The organism is Corynebacterium sp. HMSC058E07, from assembly GCF_001809885.1.
Taxonomy (GTDB): domain Bacteria; phylum Actinomycetota; class Actinomycetes; order Mycobacteriales; family Mycobacteriaceae; genus Corynebacterium; species Corynebacterium macclintockiae.
The window spans coordinates 20,385-38,134 of sequence record NZ_KV799273.1 but is presented as its reverse complement, the minus strand read 5'-3'; the positions used below and the strand labels follow the sequence as shown (position 1 = coordinate 38,134).

The following is a 17,750-nucleotide window of genomic DNA, read 5'->3' as shown; positions in this document are numbered from 1 at the left end:
TACCGCGCAGGCCTTACCCAGCTCTACCGCGCCAGCTAACCCAGTATTCTCCAGTATTCTGGGGAACCATGAGAGACTCTAACGCCACCGTCGTCGTATCCGGCACCACCAACGTCGACACTTTCGTCACCGTCCAGAACTTCCCGCAACCAGGGGAAACGACCATCGCAAAACCCGGCATAGAGGCTCTCGGTGGCAAAGGCGCTAATCAGGCGGCAGCGTGCGCACACATGGGCGTCAATACCGTCCTTCTGTCTGCGGTAGGCAACGACCCGCAGGGCGAGCTCGCGCTGAAGCAGCTGCGAGAACACGGCGTGAATACCGACTACATCGTGATCAGTCGGCAGCCGACGGGGCGCGCGTTCATCATGAACGACCCCAGCGGCGAGAACATCATCATCGTCACCTCGGGCGCAAACGAGCTGGTCAGCCCCGCCCAGCAGCGCGAAACCGTTGACGAACTGCGCCGTCAAGGACCCGTTCCGATCGTTCTGGCACAAGGCGAACTGACCCCCGAGCACAGCGCGCAGCTGCCGAAGCTGGTGGCGAATTCGGACTCGCGGCTGGTGCTGAACCTCGCGCCGGTGACCACGCGCGACCCCGACCTGATGGCCGCCGCCGACCCGCTGGTGCTGAATGAGGGCGAGGCCGCCGCGGTGCTCGGCGAAGCCCCCGGCACGCCCGTTGAAGAGCTCACCGATCGCCTGCGCACCATTGCGCGCTCTGTGGTGATTACTTTGGGGCAGCGCGGCGCGCTGATCTTGGAAAAGGACGCCGAACCGGTCCACATTCCAGCCGTCCACGTTGATCGCGTGGTCGACACCACCGGGGCGGGCGACGCATTCTGCGGCACCCTCGCGGCCGCGCTGGCGCAAGGGGAGACCCTGGTGGATGCCTGCACGCTAGGTGCAGCCGCAGGAGCCCTGGCCACACAGAAGCGAGGTGCGGCGGTTAGCTACGCCAGCGAAAACGAAGTCCGCCGACTGGGAGAGGAATAGAGACATGACTGCCAACAGCCCACAGAAAATCATTCTGGACTGCGACCCGGGGCACGATGACGCGATCGCGATGCTACTGGCCTGGGGAAACCCTGACCTGGATCTGCTGGCGGTCACGACGGTTGCGGGTAATCAAACGCTAGAGAAGGTCACCAAAAACGCCCTAGCGCTGGCGCGGGTCGGCAACATCACTGGCATTCCTTTCGCCGCCGGAGCGGATCGGCCGCTGGTCGCGCCGCAGATCATCCCCGAGGAGATCCACGGAGACAGCGGCCTGGACGGCCCCCAGCTGCCCGCCGCCGGCGCCACCCAGGATCCGCGCCACGCGGTGAACCTCATCGCGGACATCATCCGCGACAACGAACCTGGTGCCGTCACCATCGTCCCGACGGGCGCGCTGACCAACATCGCCCTGTTCGCCCGCATGTACCCGGAGCTGGTGGAACGCGTAGGTGGCGTCACTTTGATGGGCGGAGCGCACCACGCGGGCAACATGACCGCGAGCGCCGAGTTCAACATCCTGGCTGACCCGGAGGCCGCGAAGATCGTGTTCGGCGCGGGCTGGCCCGTCACGATGGTCGGGCTGGACGTCACGCACAAGGTGCTGGCCACGCCCGAGCGGATGGCACAGCTGGCGGAAGTTGGCACCGACGTGGCTGCGTTCATCGCGGAACTAGTGGAGTTCTTCGGCGCGGCCTACATGAAGGAACGGCACTACCCCGGCCCGCCGATGCACGACCCGCTGGCCGTAGCGGCGGTGGCTGATCCGCAGGTCGTGCGCACGATTTTGGCGCCGATCGACGTGGAGACTCAGGGCGAGCTCACGCGCGGGGCGACCGTCGTCGACCTGCGGCGCACCTGGGGCAGCCAGGCAGGAGGGCAGGACCCGACTGCTCTGGGCACGGCGGATGATTCTGATTTCGACGCCCACACTTCAGCAAGCACAGCAGGCGCAGCCGAAGCTGGCACAGGCGCGGTCGGCGCGGCTGATTCCCTGCGCACCCGCGTGGCGGTGGATGTGGATGCGGATCGCTTCTGGACTCTGCTGATCGACGCACTGCAGCGCATCGGCAACACCGGCTTCTAGTCAGGCGCGCCTTCATGGCTTAGAGTTCTAGCTGCAACTACTGAAAATCCCAATTGACTTTCAATTGGCGCTGAATCGGAGCCGCTTATGAACTCCACCAATCCTTCCTCTACGCCAAAGCCCGGCGCGACCGCGGCCGCTTCGCCGGATCCGGTCGATTCCCGCCCGGGCGGCATCGGCCTGCTGATGACGGTACTCATCACCGCGGCAGTCGCCTTCCAGCTCAACGCCTCCATGCTTTCCCCGGTGCTGGCCACCATGGCCCGCGAGCTGAACACAGACGAGGCCGCCACCGGCCTCACCCAGACCGCATTCTTCACCGGCGGCGCAATGTGCGGCCTGTTCCTGCCCCGCCTGTCGGATATTGTCGGTCGCCGCAAGATCCTGGTCATCATGCTGGGCGTGATGTCCCTCGGCGGTCTTATCGCCGCGCTGGCGCCCAACATTGGCGTGCTGATGGTCGCCCGCGCCATGCAGGGTATCGCGGGTCCGACGATCCCCATGACCTTGATTATCCTGCGTAGTCAGGTGAAGGAAGAGGTCCGTCTGGGCACCCTCATGGGTCTGCTGGCCGCCATCAACGGTGGTGTGGCGGGCATCGACGTGATCCTCGCCGGCTGGCTGGCAGAGAACCACGGCTTCCGCTCCGTGTTCTGGCTGATCGCCATCATCGGCATCATCGCCACCGTGGTGGTCGCGTTCGGCGCGCCGGAATCCAAACCCTCAGACAACGTGAAGATGGACTGGGTTGGCGCTGCTCTGCTGGTGGTATCGGTGCTGTGCATCACGCTGGGCGTCAACGAGGCCGGCAAGGCCGGGGCAGCGAACTGGCTGTACGTCATCGCCATGTTCATCATCGGCCCGGCGGTCTTCGTGGCCTTCTGGAAGTACGAGAGCCGCCATGACCAGCCGCTGGTCGCCCCGAAGTACCTGGCCCGCCGCCACACGTGGGCGCTGCTGGCCACTACGGTGCTGACCATGACTGGCGTGTTCGCGGCAGTCAACGGCGTGGCTATCTCCTTGGCACAGAACCCGGACGCAGGCTTCGGCCTGGAGGCAGACAAGGCCTCCCTGTGGCTGCTGACCCCCTACGCGCTGATCGGCTGGGCCGTCGGCCCCTTCGCAGGCCGCTGGGCACCTAGGATCGGCTACGGCCGTTTGGTCATCATCGCCAACCTCGCCAGCGCAGTGCTCATGCTGGGGCTCGCCTTCGTTGGTGTGAAGTCCCTGGCCGTACTGATCATCGCCGTCATCCTGCTGGGCATCACCTACGCGGGCATCGGCAACATCGTCATCAACAACCTGGGCGTGGTGAACTCCCCGAAGGACAACGAGGGCTTCCTGCCGGGCATGAACTCCGCGGGCTTCAACCTCGGCGCAGGCGTGTCCTTCGCTATCCTGCCGGTATTCCAGGTCGCTGGTTCGCCCCAGGGTTCGGATTCTGTCGCGGGTTATGTCACCGCATTCATCGCCGCCGCGGTCATCCTGGGCATCGCTGCCGCCGTAGCCTCGCTGATCCCCAAGCAGACCGTCGCGGAGCTCGACCGCGCCATCGTCTAGCCGCCACCCAGGCGCACCCGGCGCCACGCTCAGGCGCGCCACCCCACCCCGCCTGCGACTTTTTGGACGGTTGCGGTTTGCGGGGACGGGGGCGTCAATAAAATAGAGACACATGGCAGAAAAACAGTCGCTGTGGCAGCGCGTGATCAACTACCGCCCGGACTTCCTCATCGTCCTGATCGTCATCGCGGTCGTGGCAGCGGTGGTCGTGCCCGTGCGCGGCGAGGCGGCGGATGTCGCTGGCATCATCACGAAGGTCGCCATCGCGTTCCTGTTTTTCCTCTACGGTGCGCGCTTGTCGCCGCAAGAGGCGCTCAAAGGCCTGATGCACTGGCGGCTGCACCTGCTGATCATAGCGTTTACCTTCGTGGTGTTCCCGCTGATCGGCGTGGCGATGATGCCGCTGAAGGCGGTCGTCGGAAACGAACTCTACCTGGGCATTCTCTTCTGCACCCTCGTGCCGTCGACGGTGCAATCGTCGGTCGCGTTCACCAGCATCGCACGCGGCCACGTCGCCGCCTCGATTGTCGCGGCTAGCGTCTCTAGCCTGCTGGGAGTGCTATTCACGCCGCTGTTGGTGCTGTTGCTGATGTCTTCTTCGGAAGGCTTTCATATTGACGCCACCACCTTCCTCGACATCGGTATCCAACTGCTGTTGCCGTTTGCCATCGGCCAGCTATTGCGCCGGTGGGTGTTTAAGTTCGCGGCCACACCTGCGACCAAGAAGGTGGACCAGATTTCGATCGGGTTGGTGGTGTACGTCAGGTTCTCGGAAGGCATTGTCTCTGGCGTGTGGAGTTCCGTCAGCTGGCTGACGATTCTGGGCCTGGTGCTGGGGTCCATCGCAGTGGTGCATGTGATGCTGGGCGTTACCAGTGTGACCTCGCGGAAGCTGGGCTTCGACTACGCAGATCAGGTGGCGATCCAGTTCGCGGGCACGAAGAAGTCCCTGGCCTCGGGGCTGCCGATGGCGGCGGTGATGTTCGGCGGGGCGAGCCTAGGCATGATGATCCTGCCGCTGATGATCTTCCACCAGGTGCAACTGGTGATCTGCTCCATGCGCGCCAGCTCCTACGCCGCGCGCTTCCCGGAGGGCGGGAAGACCGTAGGCGCGCGCACCTGGTAGGCACGCGCTAGCTGGCTACTCCGGCTTCTGCAGGCGCTTGACGTAACCCATGCGCGGGCGGAAACCCGCCGGGTGCTTTAGCTGCGCCACCGCGTCGGCAATCACCAGGCGGAAGCGCGGCTGCATCGGCGGCATCTGGGAAATCGAATACCAACCCACCTGCGTAGACTCGTCGTCGCCGATCACCGGCTCATCGTTGAACTCGCCGGTCTCCAGATCCGGGATCACGGTGCAGCGGACGGTCGTATCGACGTAGCTGGTGACGTCCCCGTTCGGGTACTCGACCGGGCCGACCTGCCCCACTCCCAGCAGCGCATCCACTTGCACGTGCAGGCCGGTTTCCTCCCGTACCTCGCGGATCGCCGCCAGGTGCGGCTCCTCCCGCGGGTCGACAATGCCCGTGACGGGGGTCCACTGCCCGTCGTCGGCGCGCTTGACCAGCAGCACCTCTGGAACAGCCCAGATGGGCGCATCCTCCGGTACGTCCCGGATGACGATAGCTGTCACGCCGGGAAGCCACAGCTCGTCGTGGCCAATCTTCTTGCGCAGTTCAACGATGAAATCTGGGGTCGGCATGGGCGCCATTCTACGGTGCTGAGGCTGCGGGCGGCGGGGGGAGGGGGCGTCAAAAAATAAGGTTCACCAGCACCAGATACAGCACCGTGCCCAACAAGATCGACAACGTGGCCGAGCGGCGCCAAAGGTGCAGCGCGACGGTGAAGGCCAGCGCGATGCCGACCGCAGTGAAACCACCCGGCGCGTCGGCCTGGCCGGAGACGGTGTAGACAACCAGAAGGGTCATCACTCCGACGGGCATGGCCAGGCCGAGCCACGCGACCAGGTCGGATTCGCGGAAGAAACGCAGAGCAGCAAAAGGCAAGCCGCGCAGGGCGAGGGTGACCAGGAAAATCGCGCCGAGGATCGCCAAGGTGGGGCCAAGCTGCACGCCCTCGGGGAGGCCGGCGGCGGCGTGCAGGTGAACGGCGGGCGCAGCAGGCGCAGAGAACCCGGTGGCGGGCGCAGCCATCTATTCCACCTCCCGGGAGGCAGCGTTATCCGCGCCAACCTTCAGGCGCAGCGCGCGATCCAGCGGCGGGCACAGGAAGCGGACGATGAGGCTGAGGAAGTAGAGGCTCATGCCGATCATCAGCATGTTGTCCGGAGAGACCAGCAGGCCGACCGCGCCGCACAGCGCAGCCGCAATCGGCAGGGAAAGGTCCTTGAAGCTCACGAACGCCTCGATCGCCAGCACCGCGAACAGGGCGATCAGTGCGAACTCCATGCCCTGGATCTCGAAGGGCAGGGCACTGCCACACCACGCACCGATCAGGCCACCGCCGACCCAGCCGGCCTGCTGCAGAATCTGCACCGCCATCACGCGGGCGGTCGACCACTTCGCGTCGCGCCGGGCGGCGAGGATCGCGTACGTCTCATCCGTCAGCGCATAGATGCCATAAGCCCTGGCCAGCCAGCCGCGGACCTGGGCGATGGGGTAGTTCAGGGCGTAGAAGGCGTGGCGGAAGTTCACCAGGAATCCGTACAGCGCGGCACTCAGTGGCCCCACGCCACCGGTGACCAAGGAGACCGCCAGGAACTCCATCGACCCTGCGTAGATGACAAAAGAGAAGATCGGCGCCCACCACCACGCGAAGCCGACCTGGGTGATCAGCAGGCCGAAGGCCAGACCCAGCGGCACCATGCCCAGGGCCACGGGCCAGGCGTCGGCGATTCCGGCGCGCCAGGCGCGGTTGCTGTGCTGGTTTGCGTTGTGCTGGTCTGCGCTGTGCTGGCTCACCTAGTTGCGCTCCGGGTGGCTCGCCCAGGTCACGAACAGGTTGTCGGGGAAGGGGCGCTTCTTCATTAATTGACGCCACGTCTCCGCCGGCCGGTCCGTGAACACATCCTCGGCGGTTGCGGCCTGCACGCCGACTAGCCCGGTTTCCACCCAGGTGCGGAGGTCCTCTACCTCCAGGCGGACGTAACTGTGGAAAAGTCGCAGACCCCGCAGCATGGAAGGATCCACGTGACCGACAACCTCCGCGACCTGCTCATCCACGCTGGGTGCGCTTTCGGCAGTGCTGATCAGCAGAAATTGGCCACGCTTGCCGAAGCGTGTGGGGGCGGGGGTTGGGGTGGCGTCCAGCTCCAAACGATCAGAGTCTAGAAGGCCGACGGCAAGCACGACGGGTTCCTGGTTGCCGCCGATGAAGAAAACCTTCGGCTTGGTGAGCCGGTCCGCGAGGGCGGGCATGTGGTTGGCGGCGGCTTCGCTGCTCATGAGGCCGAGCTGGACCGCGATGATCGTGGCGCCGTCCGTGCTGGACTCTGCGCTGTCCCTGCCTGGTTCCGTGCCGTCCGTGCCGGGTTCCGCGCCGGGTTCAGCGCCGTCCTGCACCTCCAGCACCAGCAGCGCATCCGCGCCAGGCAACCCCGGCTCGGCCAGCACGCCCGGCGCGTTGCCGAAGACAGACATGAATTTCTGCAGGTCATCGACGGTAACATCGGCGGAATCGACAAAGCCGGCCGGGTCGACGACCGCGGCTGGGGATTGGAATATCACGTCGCCGGGCTGCACGTCGAACGGCAGCTGCTGGTCCCGGCTCTGGTCTTGGCTCTGGTCCCAGCCGTCGCTTAGCTGATCCGCGGTCACTTCTGCGTTCCACCTTCCTGCTCGGCCCACCATTGCTTCAGCGCGGAGATGGCGTCGTCGCGTTCCATCGGCCCGCGATCCAGCCGCAGTTCCTTCAGGTAGGCCCACGCCTTGCCCACATCGGGACCGGGTTTCAGGCCCAGGATCTGCATGATCTCGTTGCCGTCCAGGTCGGGGCGGACGGCGGCGAGGTCCTCCTGCTCCTGCAGCTGTTCAATACGCTTTTCCAAATTATCGTAAGTGCGCTGCAGCCTCTGGGCTTTTCGCTGGTTGCGGGTGGTGCAGTCCGCGCGGACTAGGAGGTGCAGCAGTGGCAGCAGCTCGCCCGCATCGTTGACGTAGCGGCGCACCGCGGAGTCGGTCCAGGTGGATTCGTTGTTGTCCTTCTCGCCGGCGCCGCGCGGAGCATCCTGCCTCGGACCGCTGCCCTGAGTGTCCGCGTAGCCGTGGAAGCGCATGTGCAAGAACACCAGCTGGCCAATGTCTTGGACGTGCTGCTTGGAGTACTTGAGCTTCCGCAGGCGGCGGCGGGTAATGCGCGCGCCGACGACCTCGTGCTGGTGGAAGGTCACCGCGCCGGATTCGGTAAAAGCCCTGGTGTCGGGCTTTCCGATGTCGTGCAGCAGCGCGGCCATGCGCAGTTCCAGCGAAGGCTCCAGGCCGCGTTCGGCCTCCAGGTTCACGGCGTTGCGCAGCACCATCAGCGAGTGCCAGTACACGTCCTTGTGCTGCCGGTGTTCGTCTTGCGTGAGCTTCAGCGCCGGCAGCTCCGGCAGCACGTGGTCGGCCAGCCCGGTCTCGACCATCAGGTCCAGCCCCACCCACGGCGCCGCGCCGAGCATCAGCTTGTTCAGCTCAACGGCCACGCGCTCGACGGTGATGCGGCTGATCTGTTCGCTCATTGCCGTCATTGCTTCTTTGACTCTTTTTGTGACGCCGAACTCTAGCTGCGAAACGAATCGGCAAGCGCGGAGCATGCGCAGCGGGTCGTCGTTGAAGCTGATCTGCGGGCTGTCCGGGGTATCGAGCACTCCGGCCTGCAGGTCTTCGAGGCCGTTGAGGGGGTCGCGGAGCTGGTGGTTTCCGTCAGGGGACAGTTCCAGCGCGATGGCGTTGGCGCGGAAGTCGCGGCGGATGAGGTCCCCGTCGAGGCTGTCGCCGAAGGAGACCTCGGGGTTGCGGGACTGGCCGTCATATTGGTCGGCGCGGAAGGTGGTGATCTCCAGGATCTGACCCTTGACCAGCGCAGATACGGTGCCGTATTCAATGCCCGTGTCCCACACTGTTTCTGCCAGGGGCGTGACGATGTCGACGATGGCCTGCGGCCGGGCGTCGGTAGTGAAGTCCAGGTCGTGGGAGAGGCGCCCGAGCAGGGCGTCGCGCACAGACCCGCCGACGAGGTAGAGGCTGTGCCCAGCGTCGTGGAAGGCCTGCGTGAGCGGCAGAAGGTCGCGGTCGAGCGCGCGCAGGGAGGTGAAGGCCTCCTGCAGCATGCCGTCGACGGTGCGCGGCTGTTCCGGGGCTTGGGCCTGCTGTGCCTGGGTGGCAGGCGTGGCCTGCTTAGCCTGCGTCTCGGCCTGCGCCTTGAGCTTCTGTGCCTGTGCCTCGGCCTGCGCCTTGAGCTTCTGTGCCTTGGGCTTCTGTGCCTTGGCGGATTCCTGGTTTGCGGGGGAGTGGGCGGCGTTTGTCACGCTGCCAGATTCTACTAGCCCGGGGTTTCGAGCCAACCAGCCCCATCTGTCCCACTCCAACTCACCCAGATTCTCACCCGACCCACTGGCCCCACTCCTACTCACCCAGATTCTCACCCGACCCACCATTAACATCCACCCCTTGAGTATTGGATGAGCAGTGCAACAAAAACGACAGATGTCGGAAAAGTTGCAGTTTGTAATTCTCCGCCTCCCAGCGACTACGCAAGAAACTCTCTGACCTGCACGTTTACATATTTGCAAATTGTGTTCATTAACGTTTTGCAGCTTTTACGACATTTAGTCCTGCCGAGTCCCCCCAAGCCTGCTCGACCCCTCCCTCAACCCCACCCTAGAACCTGCCCCAGACCCTGCCCAAACCCCTCTCCCCGCCCGAAATGTCGTTAGATCGGGAATGTGGCCCCGCAACAACTCCCGATCCAACCGCAAATGTCGCTAGATCGGGAATCTGCAGAGCGAATCCTAAAGGACCGCAATTCCACAACGCTCTGACCAGGCATTTTGCAAAATCGACATTAATTGTCAACAACCAATTCCCGTTCTAACGACATTTGGGGCAGCTGGGAGGGGTGCAGAGGGGAAGAGGTTGCTATATCGAGGCTCTCTTCCGCACTCACAGCTCCATCGGCACCTAACGCCCCGGCCGAAACGTCGGCCGCACACTGGCTAGTTACAAATTCAGTTCCACATTGTGCAAGGAACCGGCTATCGTTATCAGAATGAATGGAAACGACAGCACCGGAAACGGCACGCCCCGCCGCCGGCGCCGCCGTCCCAGAAGAAGGCACCGCTCTGGCCACAATCAGCAGCAAAAAAATAGCCAGAACAACAGCCAAAATGGTGGCCAGAACAACCGCCAAAGCAATGGCCAGAGCAGCGATAACCAGGGTAATAGTCAGGGCAAAAGCCAGTCCCGCCGCGGCAAGGGCGGAAATGAAAGCAGCAACGGAAACCACAGCAGTGGAAACCGTGCCAAGGGAGCCAAGGGAGCCAACGGCGGCAAGAGCTCCGGCTCTGGCAACCGCCAAAACCCCCGCAGCCAAAACCCCCGCAACCAGCGCAACCGCAACCAGCGGAATCGGAACCGCAACCGCCAGAACCCGCGCCGCAACTCCTTCGACGAGCACTCGAACCTCCCGACCTCCGTGGAGACTTCCGCGGGCGGCCTAGTGCTATCTGGCCTGGCGGAGGCCGTGCAACCCAACGGCGACGTGGACTTTTCCTCGATTTACGTGGCGCTGATCGGCCGCCTGGACCGCCGCGGCAGGCTGCTGTGGTCCATGCCGAAAGGCCACATCGAACCGGATGAATCCCAGCACGCCACCGCCGAGCGTGAGGTGTGGGAGGAAACGGGCGTAGCCGGAGAAGTCATCGCAGACCTCGGCACCATCGACTATTGGTTTGTCTCGGAGGGCATCCGCATCCACAAAACCGTCCACCACCACCTGCTTCGCTATGTCGATGGCGATCTGAACGACGAAGATCCAGAAGTCACTGAGGTCCGCTGGCTGCCCGTCAACCGCTTAATCGAGCATCTTGCCTACGCCGACGAGCGCCGCCTTGCCCGCCAGGCCTTCGACAGTCTCGCGGATCTGGCTCGCGCGGAGGCCGATGCAGGCCGAGCCACGCCACGCTAGGGATCGCTAACCGATCGCCAGGTCGGGCTGCTAAAACTAGTAGGGCTGTCAAGCTGCCAGCACGGCCAGCAGTTCTAGTACTGCTAGAACTAGTAGAACTTAGGTAAGCATGTAGTTGTGCATAAAGGTGAGCGCCATGTCTAGATTCCCCCGCGCCTTCGCGGCGTTTGGTGTGTCTACTGCGCTCTGCGCTCTTTCTGCCCTTCCGGTCGCTCCGGTTGTTGCTGCTCCTCTTTCGGACGCCAACTCAAACCCCGCCGCCCAAGCCGAGAAGTCGCGGCCAATCACAACGCCGGACCCCTCCGGACCCGATGCGCACGAGGATTCCACCTGGGCGAACCCTCTGGCCCGCTCGACGGATCCGAAGCAGGATGTCCGCCTGGAGATCACCGACATCGCGCCCGCCGAAGCCCACGGCGCACAGGTTCAAGACCCCGCAGCGTCCCAGACCTATACCCTCCGCATCCGCAACGATCGCCCGCGCGCGCTGAGCAACCTCTCTCTCACTCTGTACTATCGCACCGCCGCAACGTCGGCCGAGGTGCGTGTCGCGCAGATCGCTAACCAGGGGGAGTACGCCCTCCGCAGCGAGCCTTTGCAGCTCGACGGCATCCTCGGCCCAGGCGAATCGCGCGAGGTGCAGGTCACGCTCCCGCTCGGTGCGGACTCTCATGACGCCCCTTCGGCTCAATCCCTAACCATTCCCGCCAATGCCTTTAAAGAACCCGGCGCTTATCCCCTGTTGTTTAGCCTGAGCGGCCAGGATACGAACCCGGAGGATGCGGGGCAGTCCGGCGTGCAGTACCTGGCGGTAACGCGAACTACGTTGACCGTGGGGGCGTCCGAAAGAAAAGAAGAACAACCCAGCACCCCAGTAACGGTGCTTTATCCGCTGGCTGGGCAGACCTATATGGCTCCTGGGCAGACGGGCGATGCGCCCAAGCGGCGACCCGCCTTCCTGACGAAGGACCAGCTGGCGAAAGAGGTTGCCGACGGCGGCAGGCTGCGCGGACTGCTGGATGCGTACCGCGAGGCCAAATCGAAGAAGCTGAAGCAGGCAACGTGCATTGCGATCGACCCGGAGCTGCTGGATACCGTCAATAGGCTGGCCGAGGGCTACTTCGTGGGGGACAAGGCCCCCGACCCGGTCGAGGAACCCAAACGGCTGCGCGACTCGTGGGACGAGATCCTCGGTGGCAAGGAACCCGACGCGCAGCACAAGCCGGGCAACGCGGACGCCAAGCGATGGGTCGATGACCTGCGAGAAGTCGTGCAGAACAACTGCTCGGTGGCGCTGCCGTACGCGGGTGCGGATATCAACGCGCTGGCGCAGGTTGACTCTGATTGGCTGCGGGTGCGCGCGCTGGGGATGGGGCCCAGCGTGATCCAACGGATCCTCGGCGTGATGCCGATGCAGAACGTCGTGGTTCCCGATTCCGGCTATGTTTCCCCGGAGACGCAGAAGGTTCTGGCGGCGGGGATCACCAAATCTCCGGACAAGGTGCGGCCGGTGGAAGCCGACGCATCGCAGCGCTTCGAGCAGACTGTGCAGGGCGAACCGGCGATTCCGCAGGCTGGACATGTGACGGCTCTGGTGGCGGACAACACCGTGACCGTAGAGCGCCCGGCCGCTTCCCCGACCGACGCGCAGCACGGCACGACCCCCAACCCCACCCCCAGCCCGAGCGATGAAGAGTGGAACCAGCGCCTGGTGAACCTACCGACCCCACCCGGCGCCCAGGGCACAACTGCGACAGCGCTGCAGTATTCCGCGGACCTCGGCACCGTGCTCAAGGCTACCGGTGAGGACCCGGAAGTGTCCGCATATTCCAACCCTGAGCTGCGCTTTAACCTCGAAGAGGATAGTTCGGCAGCGCGTATGGCCACCGCCCAGGCAGTGCTGAACCTAGAGCTCGATTCCGGCCGACCCACCCTGGCCGTCCCGCCCGCGGCGTGGTCTGTCAACAAGTCCCAGGCCGCCAGCTTCCTGCAGACCATCAGCCAGCGCCTGGATGACAGCTCTGCCCGCCCCGCCCCGCTGTCCGAGGCTGTGCAGCCCCGCGGGATCGACCTCCCCGACGCGGCTGCCGGCACCACCCAGTTGCCATATTCAGACCCTGGGGCGTATTCCACCCCGTACCTCGGCGCACTGACCGACACTGCGCGTGACCTGCGGCAACTCACCTTGTTTATGCACAACGATGGCACTATCGCGCTGACCCGCGAGGGCTTCACCAGCCCCTTGTTCGCCGACCTCCTGCGCGGCGTATCGTCCTACCGCAAGCGCGACCACGGCCATTCCAGCATCCTGCGTGAGGAACTCCGCAACAGGGTCTCCCGGGTGGAGCAGGTCACCACGCAACTGCGCCGCTCTATCAGCCTGTTGCCGCCCGGCAACGTCTTCACGCGCACCTCCGATTCCTCGCCGTTGTTGGTCGTCGCCCGCAACGGTCTGCCCCTGCCGGTGACTGCGGTTGTTGGTTATTCTTCTGACGCCGATACCGACGTCACCGTCCACACGGACTCCGCGGACTCGTCGACGATCCCGGCGAAGGGCTCCATCACCTGGTCTTTGACTACAGACATCGCGGATACTTCTAAGCAGGTCAACCTGTCTTTGTGGTTGGCCACCGCCAACCACGATGGTGCGGGGGATCTGCAGGACGGAACCCGCATCTCCGACCCGGTGGAGCTGCGCGTGCAGTCCGTACCGGGACTGTCGGCACGAGGGTTGGCGATCATCGCGGCCGTTCTGCTGGGCATCGGCGCGGCGGGCAAGATGTTGTGGGATCGGCGCGGTGGGCGTAGCTCCCGGAGCGCCAAGGCTAAACCCCTGAAGGCTGAACCCCTGAAGGCCGTTCCGCGGCCCGTGGACGAGGATCAAAACTAGACACGCCCGGTTCTCCGTTAGGCAATGCACGCCTGGTGAACAAAGATGGAGTGGTGACTTCTGAGCAAGAGAGGGAAGACCTACCGGCTAGCCCTTCGGTCGGGCAGCGCGGACGTTTCCGCGCCACCCAACCGCCCGCGCTAGCGCCGAAGAAAGACCGCGCCACGGCTGGAATGCCGACGGACGGGGACGGGGCGTCCCAAAGCTCTCCGGAGGTACCCCCGACCTCCCGCGACGGTGTGCACGGCGCTGCAGCGCCCGGCACGGCCAACGCGACAGCAGCCAGCACAGCGGTGGCCAACAGTGCGAGCGCCGACACGAGCGGCGCCGGCAACTCCAACAACAACAGCGCCAACGAGAGCAACGACGGCAAGCAGAGCGACGAGCAGATCGTGCGCGCCGGCGGCTCCATGGCGATTGCCACCCTGATCAGCCGCATCACGGGCTTCCTGCGCACGGTGTTCATCGCCTCCGCGCTGGGTGGCGCGGTGGCCAGTGCGTTCAACACTGCCAATACACTGCCGAACCTGGTGACGGAGCTGGTGCTCGGCGCCGTGCTGACCTCCCTGGTGGTGCCCGTGCTGGTGCGCGCCGAGAAGGAAGACGCGGACCGGGGCGAGGCCTTCATACGAAGACTTTTGACGCTCACGTTCTCGCTGACCGTCGTCATCACCCTGGTCTCCGTGGCGTGTGCCCCGCTGCTGGTGCGCATGAGCCTGGATTCCGAGGGTCACGTGAACATCGGCATGTCCACGGCCTTCGCCTACCTGGTGCTGCCGCAGATCATGTTCTACGCGATGTTTGCGGTGTTCATGGCGATCCTCAACACCAAGGGAGTGTTCAAGCCCGGCGCGTGGGCGCCCGTGGCCAACAACGTGGTCACGCTCGGAGTGTTGGGGCTGTACATGTTCCTGCCACGGGATACGAAGCTGCAGCCCACCGACAACGTGACGATCACCGACCCGCACGTGCTGCTGCTTGGCCTGGGCACCACCGCGGGCGTGGTGATGCAGGCGTTGATCATGGTTCCCTACCTGCGCAAGGCCGGCATTAACCTGCGCCCGCTGTGGGGTATCGACGAGCGCCTGAAATCCTTCGGCGGCATGGCCATCGCCATCGTCGTGTACGTGGCTATCTCCCAGGTCGGTTGGCTGCTGAACAACCGCATCGCCTCCGACACGTGGGAGGTCGCGCCGACTATCTACATGCAGGCCTGGCAGTTGCTGCAGATGCCTTATGGCGTGATCGGCGTGACGTTGCTGACGGCCGTCATGCCCCGCCTGTCCCGCAACGCCGCGGAGGGCGACGACAAGGCTGTGGTGCGCGACCTGACCGTCGCCTCGAAGCTGACGATGCTGGCGATGGTGCCGATCATCGTGTTCTTCACCTGCTTCGGCACCCTGATTTCCGCTGCACTGTTTGCCTACAAGGAGTTCTCCCTGGAGGACGCGAACGTGCTGGGCTGGACCATCAGCTTCTCCGCGTTCACCCTGATTCCCTATGCACTGGTTCTGCTGCACCTGCGCGTGTTCTACGCCCGCGAGGAAGTCTGGACCCCCACCTTCATCATTGCCGGCATTACCGCCACGAAGCTGACCTTCGCCTACATCGCCCCGCTGATCGCCACCGAGCCGCGCCTGGTTGTGGTGCTGCTGGGTGCGGCGAATGGTCTGGGTTTTATGGCTGGCGCGATTATCGGCGACCGGCTGCTGCGGCGTTCCCTGGGTGACCTGCAGTTCCGCAAGGTGACGATGACGGTGCTGTGGGCGCTGGGTTCTTCGCTGATCGGCGCGCTGATCGCGTGGCGAGTGGATGTGCTGCTGGTGAAGTTCGCTTTCCAGACCCCTGCCAACCCGTGGTTCGTCGTTCGCCTGTTGATCTCCGGTGTACTGTTCCTGGCTGTCACGGGGCTGATTCTGGTGCGCGCACCGTTGCCGGAGATCCAGACCTTGGTGGGCGCCCTGTCGCGCATTCCGGGTCTGTCGCGGGTTCTTCCTTCTCGACGCCCACTTCCCAGCGACGAACTTCCCAGCGAAGACGACCAGCCCCGTCGCCTGTCCGCCCAGGAGCTGGCTGCCCGCGAGGCAATTGCTCTGGACCACATGATGGCTGGTGTGGCGCTGCCGCCTTTGGCGGCGGGCGGGGTGCGCGGTCCGCGCTTGGTGCCGGGAGCTCCGCTGCTGGAAGGCCGCTATCGCCTGTTGGCCGACCACGGCGGTTGGTCCGCTGCCCGCTTCTGGCAGGGCCGCGAGCTGGCCACGGGCGACATTGTGGGTCTGACCATTATGGATCCGGTGGCCTACGCCCGCTCGCAGGTCGATCCGGGAGTTTCGGTACCCGTGAATGGTGCGTTGGTGGCGCGTGCGAAGGACGAGATGCTGCGCCGCTCCGCGAAGCTGAAGCAATTTGATATCGCCGGTATGGCGCAGGTCAACCGCGTGATTGATTACGGCAACCTGGTCATCATCGTCTCCCGCTGGGTGCAGGGTTCGCCGCTGACGAAGGTCGCGGAGGGGCAGCCGGAGCCGTTGGCTGCGGCGTTTGCCGTGGCTTCCCTGGCGGACGCTGCCGCGACGGCGGAGGATAACGGCACCGCGCTGGGTCTGGATCACCGCGACCGTGTGCGCATCGGCACTGATGGCGCGGCCGTGTTGGCGTTTCCGGGCGTGCTGCCCAGCGATAGCACGGCCAAGGACGCGCGCGGCGTGGCCGTCGCACTGCGGCTGCTGCTGGAACACGTCCCCTACGAGGAGGTTCCGGAGGACCTCACCCGGATCTACAAGAAGATTCACGAGCTGGATGGCGAGAAGGTCGAGCCGGAGAACCTGCGACTGGCAGCCCAGCGCCTGCGCGAGCTGAAGTCCGGCAAGCTGTCGATCCAGGAGGACGATACTCCGGATCCGAGCGCACGCTCCGGCTTTGGTGCCCAGGGCAACCGTCCGATCGGCATGGCGGCTGCGGCGGCAATCGCTTTCATCTCTGTCGTGATCGTGGCGGCACTTGTGGCGGCTGTGATCAGTGTGGTCGGCGGCGACCGGAAGGATTCTCCTCTGTCCCCGGATTCGCTGCGTCAGGGTGCCCAGGCGGTGCGCGGGGTGGATCCGGCGAACGTGCCGATGGTCAAGCCTGCCGAGTGGCTGCCCGCGGACGTGGACTGGCCGCTGGATAGGCCGGACCTCGCACGGCTGATTACCGATGGGGATCCGCAGACCTTCTGGCAGTCCAACCCGTCGGAGGTTCAGCTGGGTGGCGAGCCCGGTACCACGAAGCCCGGTATTGGCCTTTTGATGACGCTGCCTCAAGGCACCGCCCTGTCGCAGGTTCAGCTCCGCGGTCTGACCCGTGGAACCACCCTGGAACTGCGCTTGGCGAAGGCCGATAACAACGGCCGACTGACCTCACTGGACCAGACTCAGCTGCTGAAGGAGGTCAAGGCGGATTCCGAGGACATGACCGTGGATCTGGCGGGCACCGGAAACTCTGGCTGGGGTGCTCCGGCGGCGCCCCGTGGTGGGGAAGCGGGCTCTGCTAACCCGGAGGCCAACGGGGAGAATGCAGAAAGCGCCAGGGGAAAGGGCATTTACGATACCGACAAGGTCAGCGCTGCCAAGGGCGATCGACTTCTGATCTGGATCACCGGTTTGCCGGTGCCCAAGTCCGCCACGCTGGCTGAGGTCTCCGCAACCGGCAACTGGGCCTCCCGGGTGGATAGTGGTGACGGAAGCACGGACGCCACCGACACCGATGCCCCAGGCACGGACGCCACAGACACGAATGCCACCGGCTCAAACACCACCACGAAACCGGAGAATTCCAGCAACGCTCCGTCCCCGCAGCGCAACCAGCCGGGCCAACCTGGCCAGCGCATTCAGCCGGGCCAGCCCGCGCAACCCGCACAGCCTGCACAACCCGGCCAGCCGGGCCAACAGCTGCAGCCCATCCGCTAGCTCCCGGAGCTCATAGCGCATCACGGCGCCTGCCTCAACTGTGAAGTTCACATTGAGGCAGGCGCCGTTGCCAGTTATCCACAGCCTCAGCCTTTCGAACCCCCAAGTCACCCCGCAGTGAATAGAGTGTTGGGCACGGGGGC

At 64.7% G+C, this 17,750-nt stretch carries 12 protein-coding genes; 7 read left to right on the top strand and 5 right to left on the bottom strand.

Features of this window, described 5'->3' with window-relative positions:
• Positions 1-68 precede the first annotated feature (68 nt).
• The 4 genes from HMPREF2678_RS04820 to HMPREF2678_RS04805 all read left to right on the top strand — a co-directional run bounded on the left by HMPREF2678_RS04820 (position 69) and on the right by HMPREF2678_RS04805 (position 4,771).
• Complete coding sequence (locus HMPREF2678_RS04820) at positions 69-998, top strand: ribokinase (RefSeq protein WP_070551153.1); 930 nt, start codon at positions 69-71, stop codon at positions 996-998.
• Between the two features lie 4 nt (positions 999-1,002).
• The gene (locus HMPREF2678_RS04815) at positions 1,003-2,085 is read left to right on the top strand and encodes a nucleoside hydrolase (protein WP_034972656.1); all 1,083 of its coding nucleotides are present in this window, start codon (positions 1,003-1,005) and stop codon (positions 2,083-2,085) included.
• Positions 2,086-2,172: 87 nt separating this feature from the next.
• Complete coding sequence (locus tag HMPREF2678_RS04810; protein ID WP_070551151.1) at positions 2,173-3,645, top strand: MFS transporter; 1,473 nt, start codon at positions 2,173-2,175, stop codon at positions 3,643-3,645.
• Positions 3,646-3,757: 112 nt separating this feature from the next.
• A complete protein-coding gene (locus HMPREF2678_RS04805; protein WP_070551149.1) occupies positions 3,758-4,771 on the top strand; it encodes a bile acid:sodium symporter family protein in 1,014 nt (337 codons plus the stop codon).
• 15 nt (positions 4,772-4,786) lie between these two features.
• Here HMPREF2678_RS04805 and HMPREF2678_RS04800 read toward each other — a convergent pair whose 3' ends face one another.
• The 5 genes from HMPREF2678_RS04800 to HMPREF2678_RS04780 are packed head-to-tail and all read right to left on the bottom strand — an operon-like array spanning position 4,787 to position 9,112.
• On the bottom strand, positions 4,787-5,347 hold the full coding sequence (locus HMPREF2678_RS04800) for an NUDIX hydrolase (protein ID WP_070551147.1): 561 nt from the start codon (positions 5,345-5,347) through the stop codon (positions 4,787-4,789).
• Positions 5,348-5,396: 49 nt separating this feature from the next.
• On the bottom strand, positions 5,397-5,798 hold the full coding sequence (locus HMPREF2678_RS04795) for a branched-chain amino acid transporter permease (RefSeq protein WP_051879596.1): 402 nt from the start codon (positions 5,796-5,798) through the stop codon (positions 5,397-5,399).
• A complete protein-coding gene (locus tag HMPREF2678_RS04790; protein ID WP_083303421.1) occupies positions 5,799-6,566 on the bottom strand; it encodes an AzlC family ABC transporter permease in 768 nt (255 codons plus the stop codon).
• Positions 6,567-7,421, bottom strand: a complete 855-nt coding sequence (locus HMPREF2678_RS04785; RefSeq protein WP_070551145.1) for a hypothetical protein — start codon at positions 7,419-7,421, stop codon at positions 6,567-6,569. It lies immediately after the preceding gene.
• Positions 7,418-9,112, bottom strand: a complete 1,695-nt coding sequence (locus HMPREF2678_RS04780; protein WP_371325833.1) for a CCA tRNA nucleotidyltransferase — start codon at positions 9,110-9,112, stop codon at positions 7,418-7,420. The genes HMPREF2678_RS04785 and HMPREF2678_RS04780 overlap by 4 nt, the downstream gene beginning before the upstream one ends.
• A gap of 740 nt (positions 9,113-9,852) precedes the next feature.
• On the opposite strand from HMPREF2678_RS04780, the gene HMPREF2678_RS04775 reads away from it, so the two are divergent.
• The 3 genes from HMPREF2678_RS04775 (at position 9,853) to HMPREF2678_RS04765 (ending at position 17,607) form a co-directional block, all read left to right on the top strand.
• On the top strand, positions 9,853-10,770 hold the full coding sequence (locus tag HMPREF2678_RS04775) for an NUDIX hydrolase (RefSeq protein WP_070551141.1): 918 nt from the start codon (positions 9,853-9,855) through the stop codon (positions 10,768-10,770).
• 136 nt (positions 10,771-10,906) lie between these two features.
• Positions 10,907-13,660, top strand: coding sequence for a hypothetical protein (locus HMPREF2678_RS04770; protein ID WP_070551139.1), 2,754 nt, complete (start codon positions 10,907-10,909; stop codon positions 13,658-13,660).
• A gap of 50 nt (positions 13,661-13,710) precedes the next feature.
• Positions 13,711-17,607 (top strand): murein biosynthesis integral membrane protein MurJ, encoded by a 3,897-nt coding sequence (locus HMPREF2678_RS04765; RefSeq protein WP_371325835.1) that lies wholly within the window; start codon positions 13,711-13,713, stop codon positions 17,605-17,607.
• The last annotated feature ends 143 nt before the right edge of the window (positions 17,608-17,750 follow it).

Excerpts from the sequence above, each read along its gene's own strand:
- HMPREF2678_RS04810 (WP_070551151.1), top strand. The coding sequence starts at position 2,173 with ATGAACTCCACCAATCCTTCCTCTACGCCAAAGCCCGGCGCGACCGCG.
- HMPREF2678_RS04770 (WP_070551139.1), top strand. The coding sequence starts at position 10,907 with ATGTCTAGATTCCCCCGCGCCTTCGCGGCGTTTGGTGTGTCTACTGCG.
- HMPREF2678_RS04800 (WP_070551147.1), bottom strand. The coding sequence starts at position 5,347 with ATGCCGACCCCAGATTTCATCGTTGAACTGCGCAAGAAGATTGGCCAC.
- HMPREF2678_RS04795 (WP_051879596.1), bottom strand. The coding sequence starts at position 5,798 with ATGGCTGCGCCCGCCACCGGGTTCTCTGCGCCTGCTGCGCCCGCCGTT.
- HMPREF2678_RS04775 (WP_070551141.1), top strand. The coding sequence starts at position 9,853 with ATGAATGGAAACGACAGCACCGGAAACGGCACGCCCCGCCGCCGGCGC.
- HMPREF2678_RS04820 (WP_070551153.1), top strand. The coding sequence starts at position 69 with ATGAGAGACTCTAACGCCACCGTCGTCGTATCCGGCACCACCAACGTC.
- HMPREF2678_RS04805 (WP_070551149.1), top strand. The coding sequence starts at position 3,758 with ATGGCAGAAAAACAGTCGCTGTGGCAGCGCGTGATCAACTACCGCCCG.
- HMPREF2678_RS04815 (WP_034972656.1), top strand. The coding sequence starts at position 1,003 with ATGACTGCCAACAGCCCACAGAAAATCATTCTGGACTGCGACCCGGGG.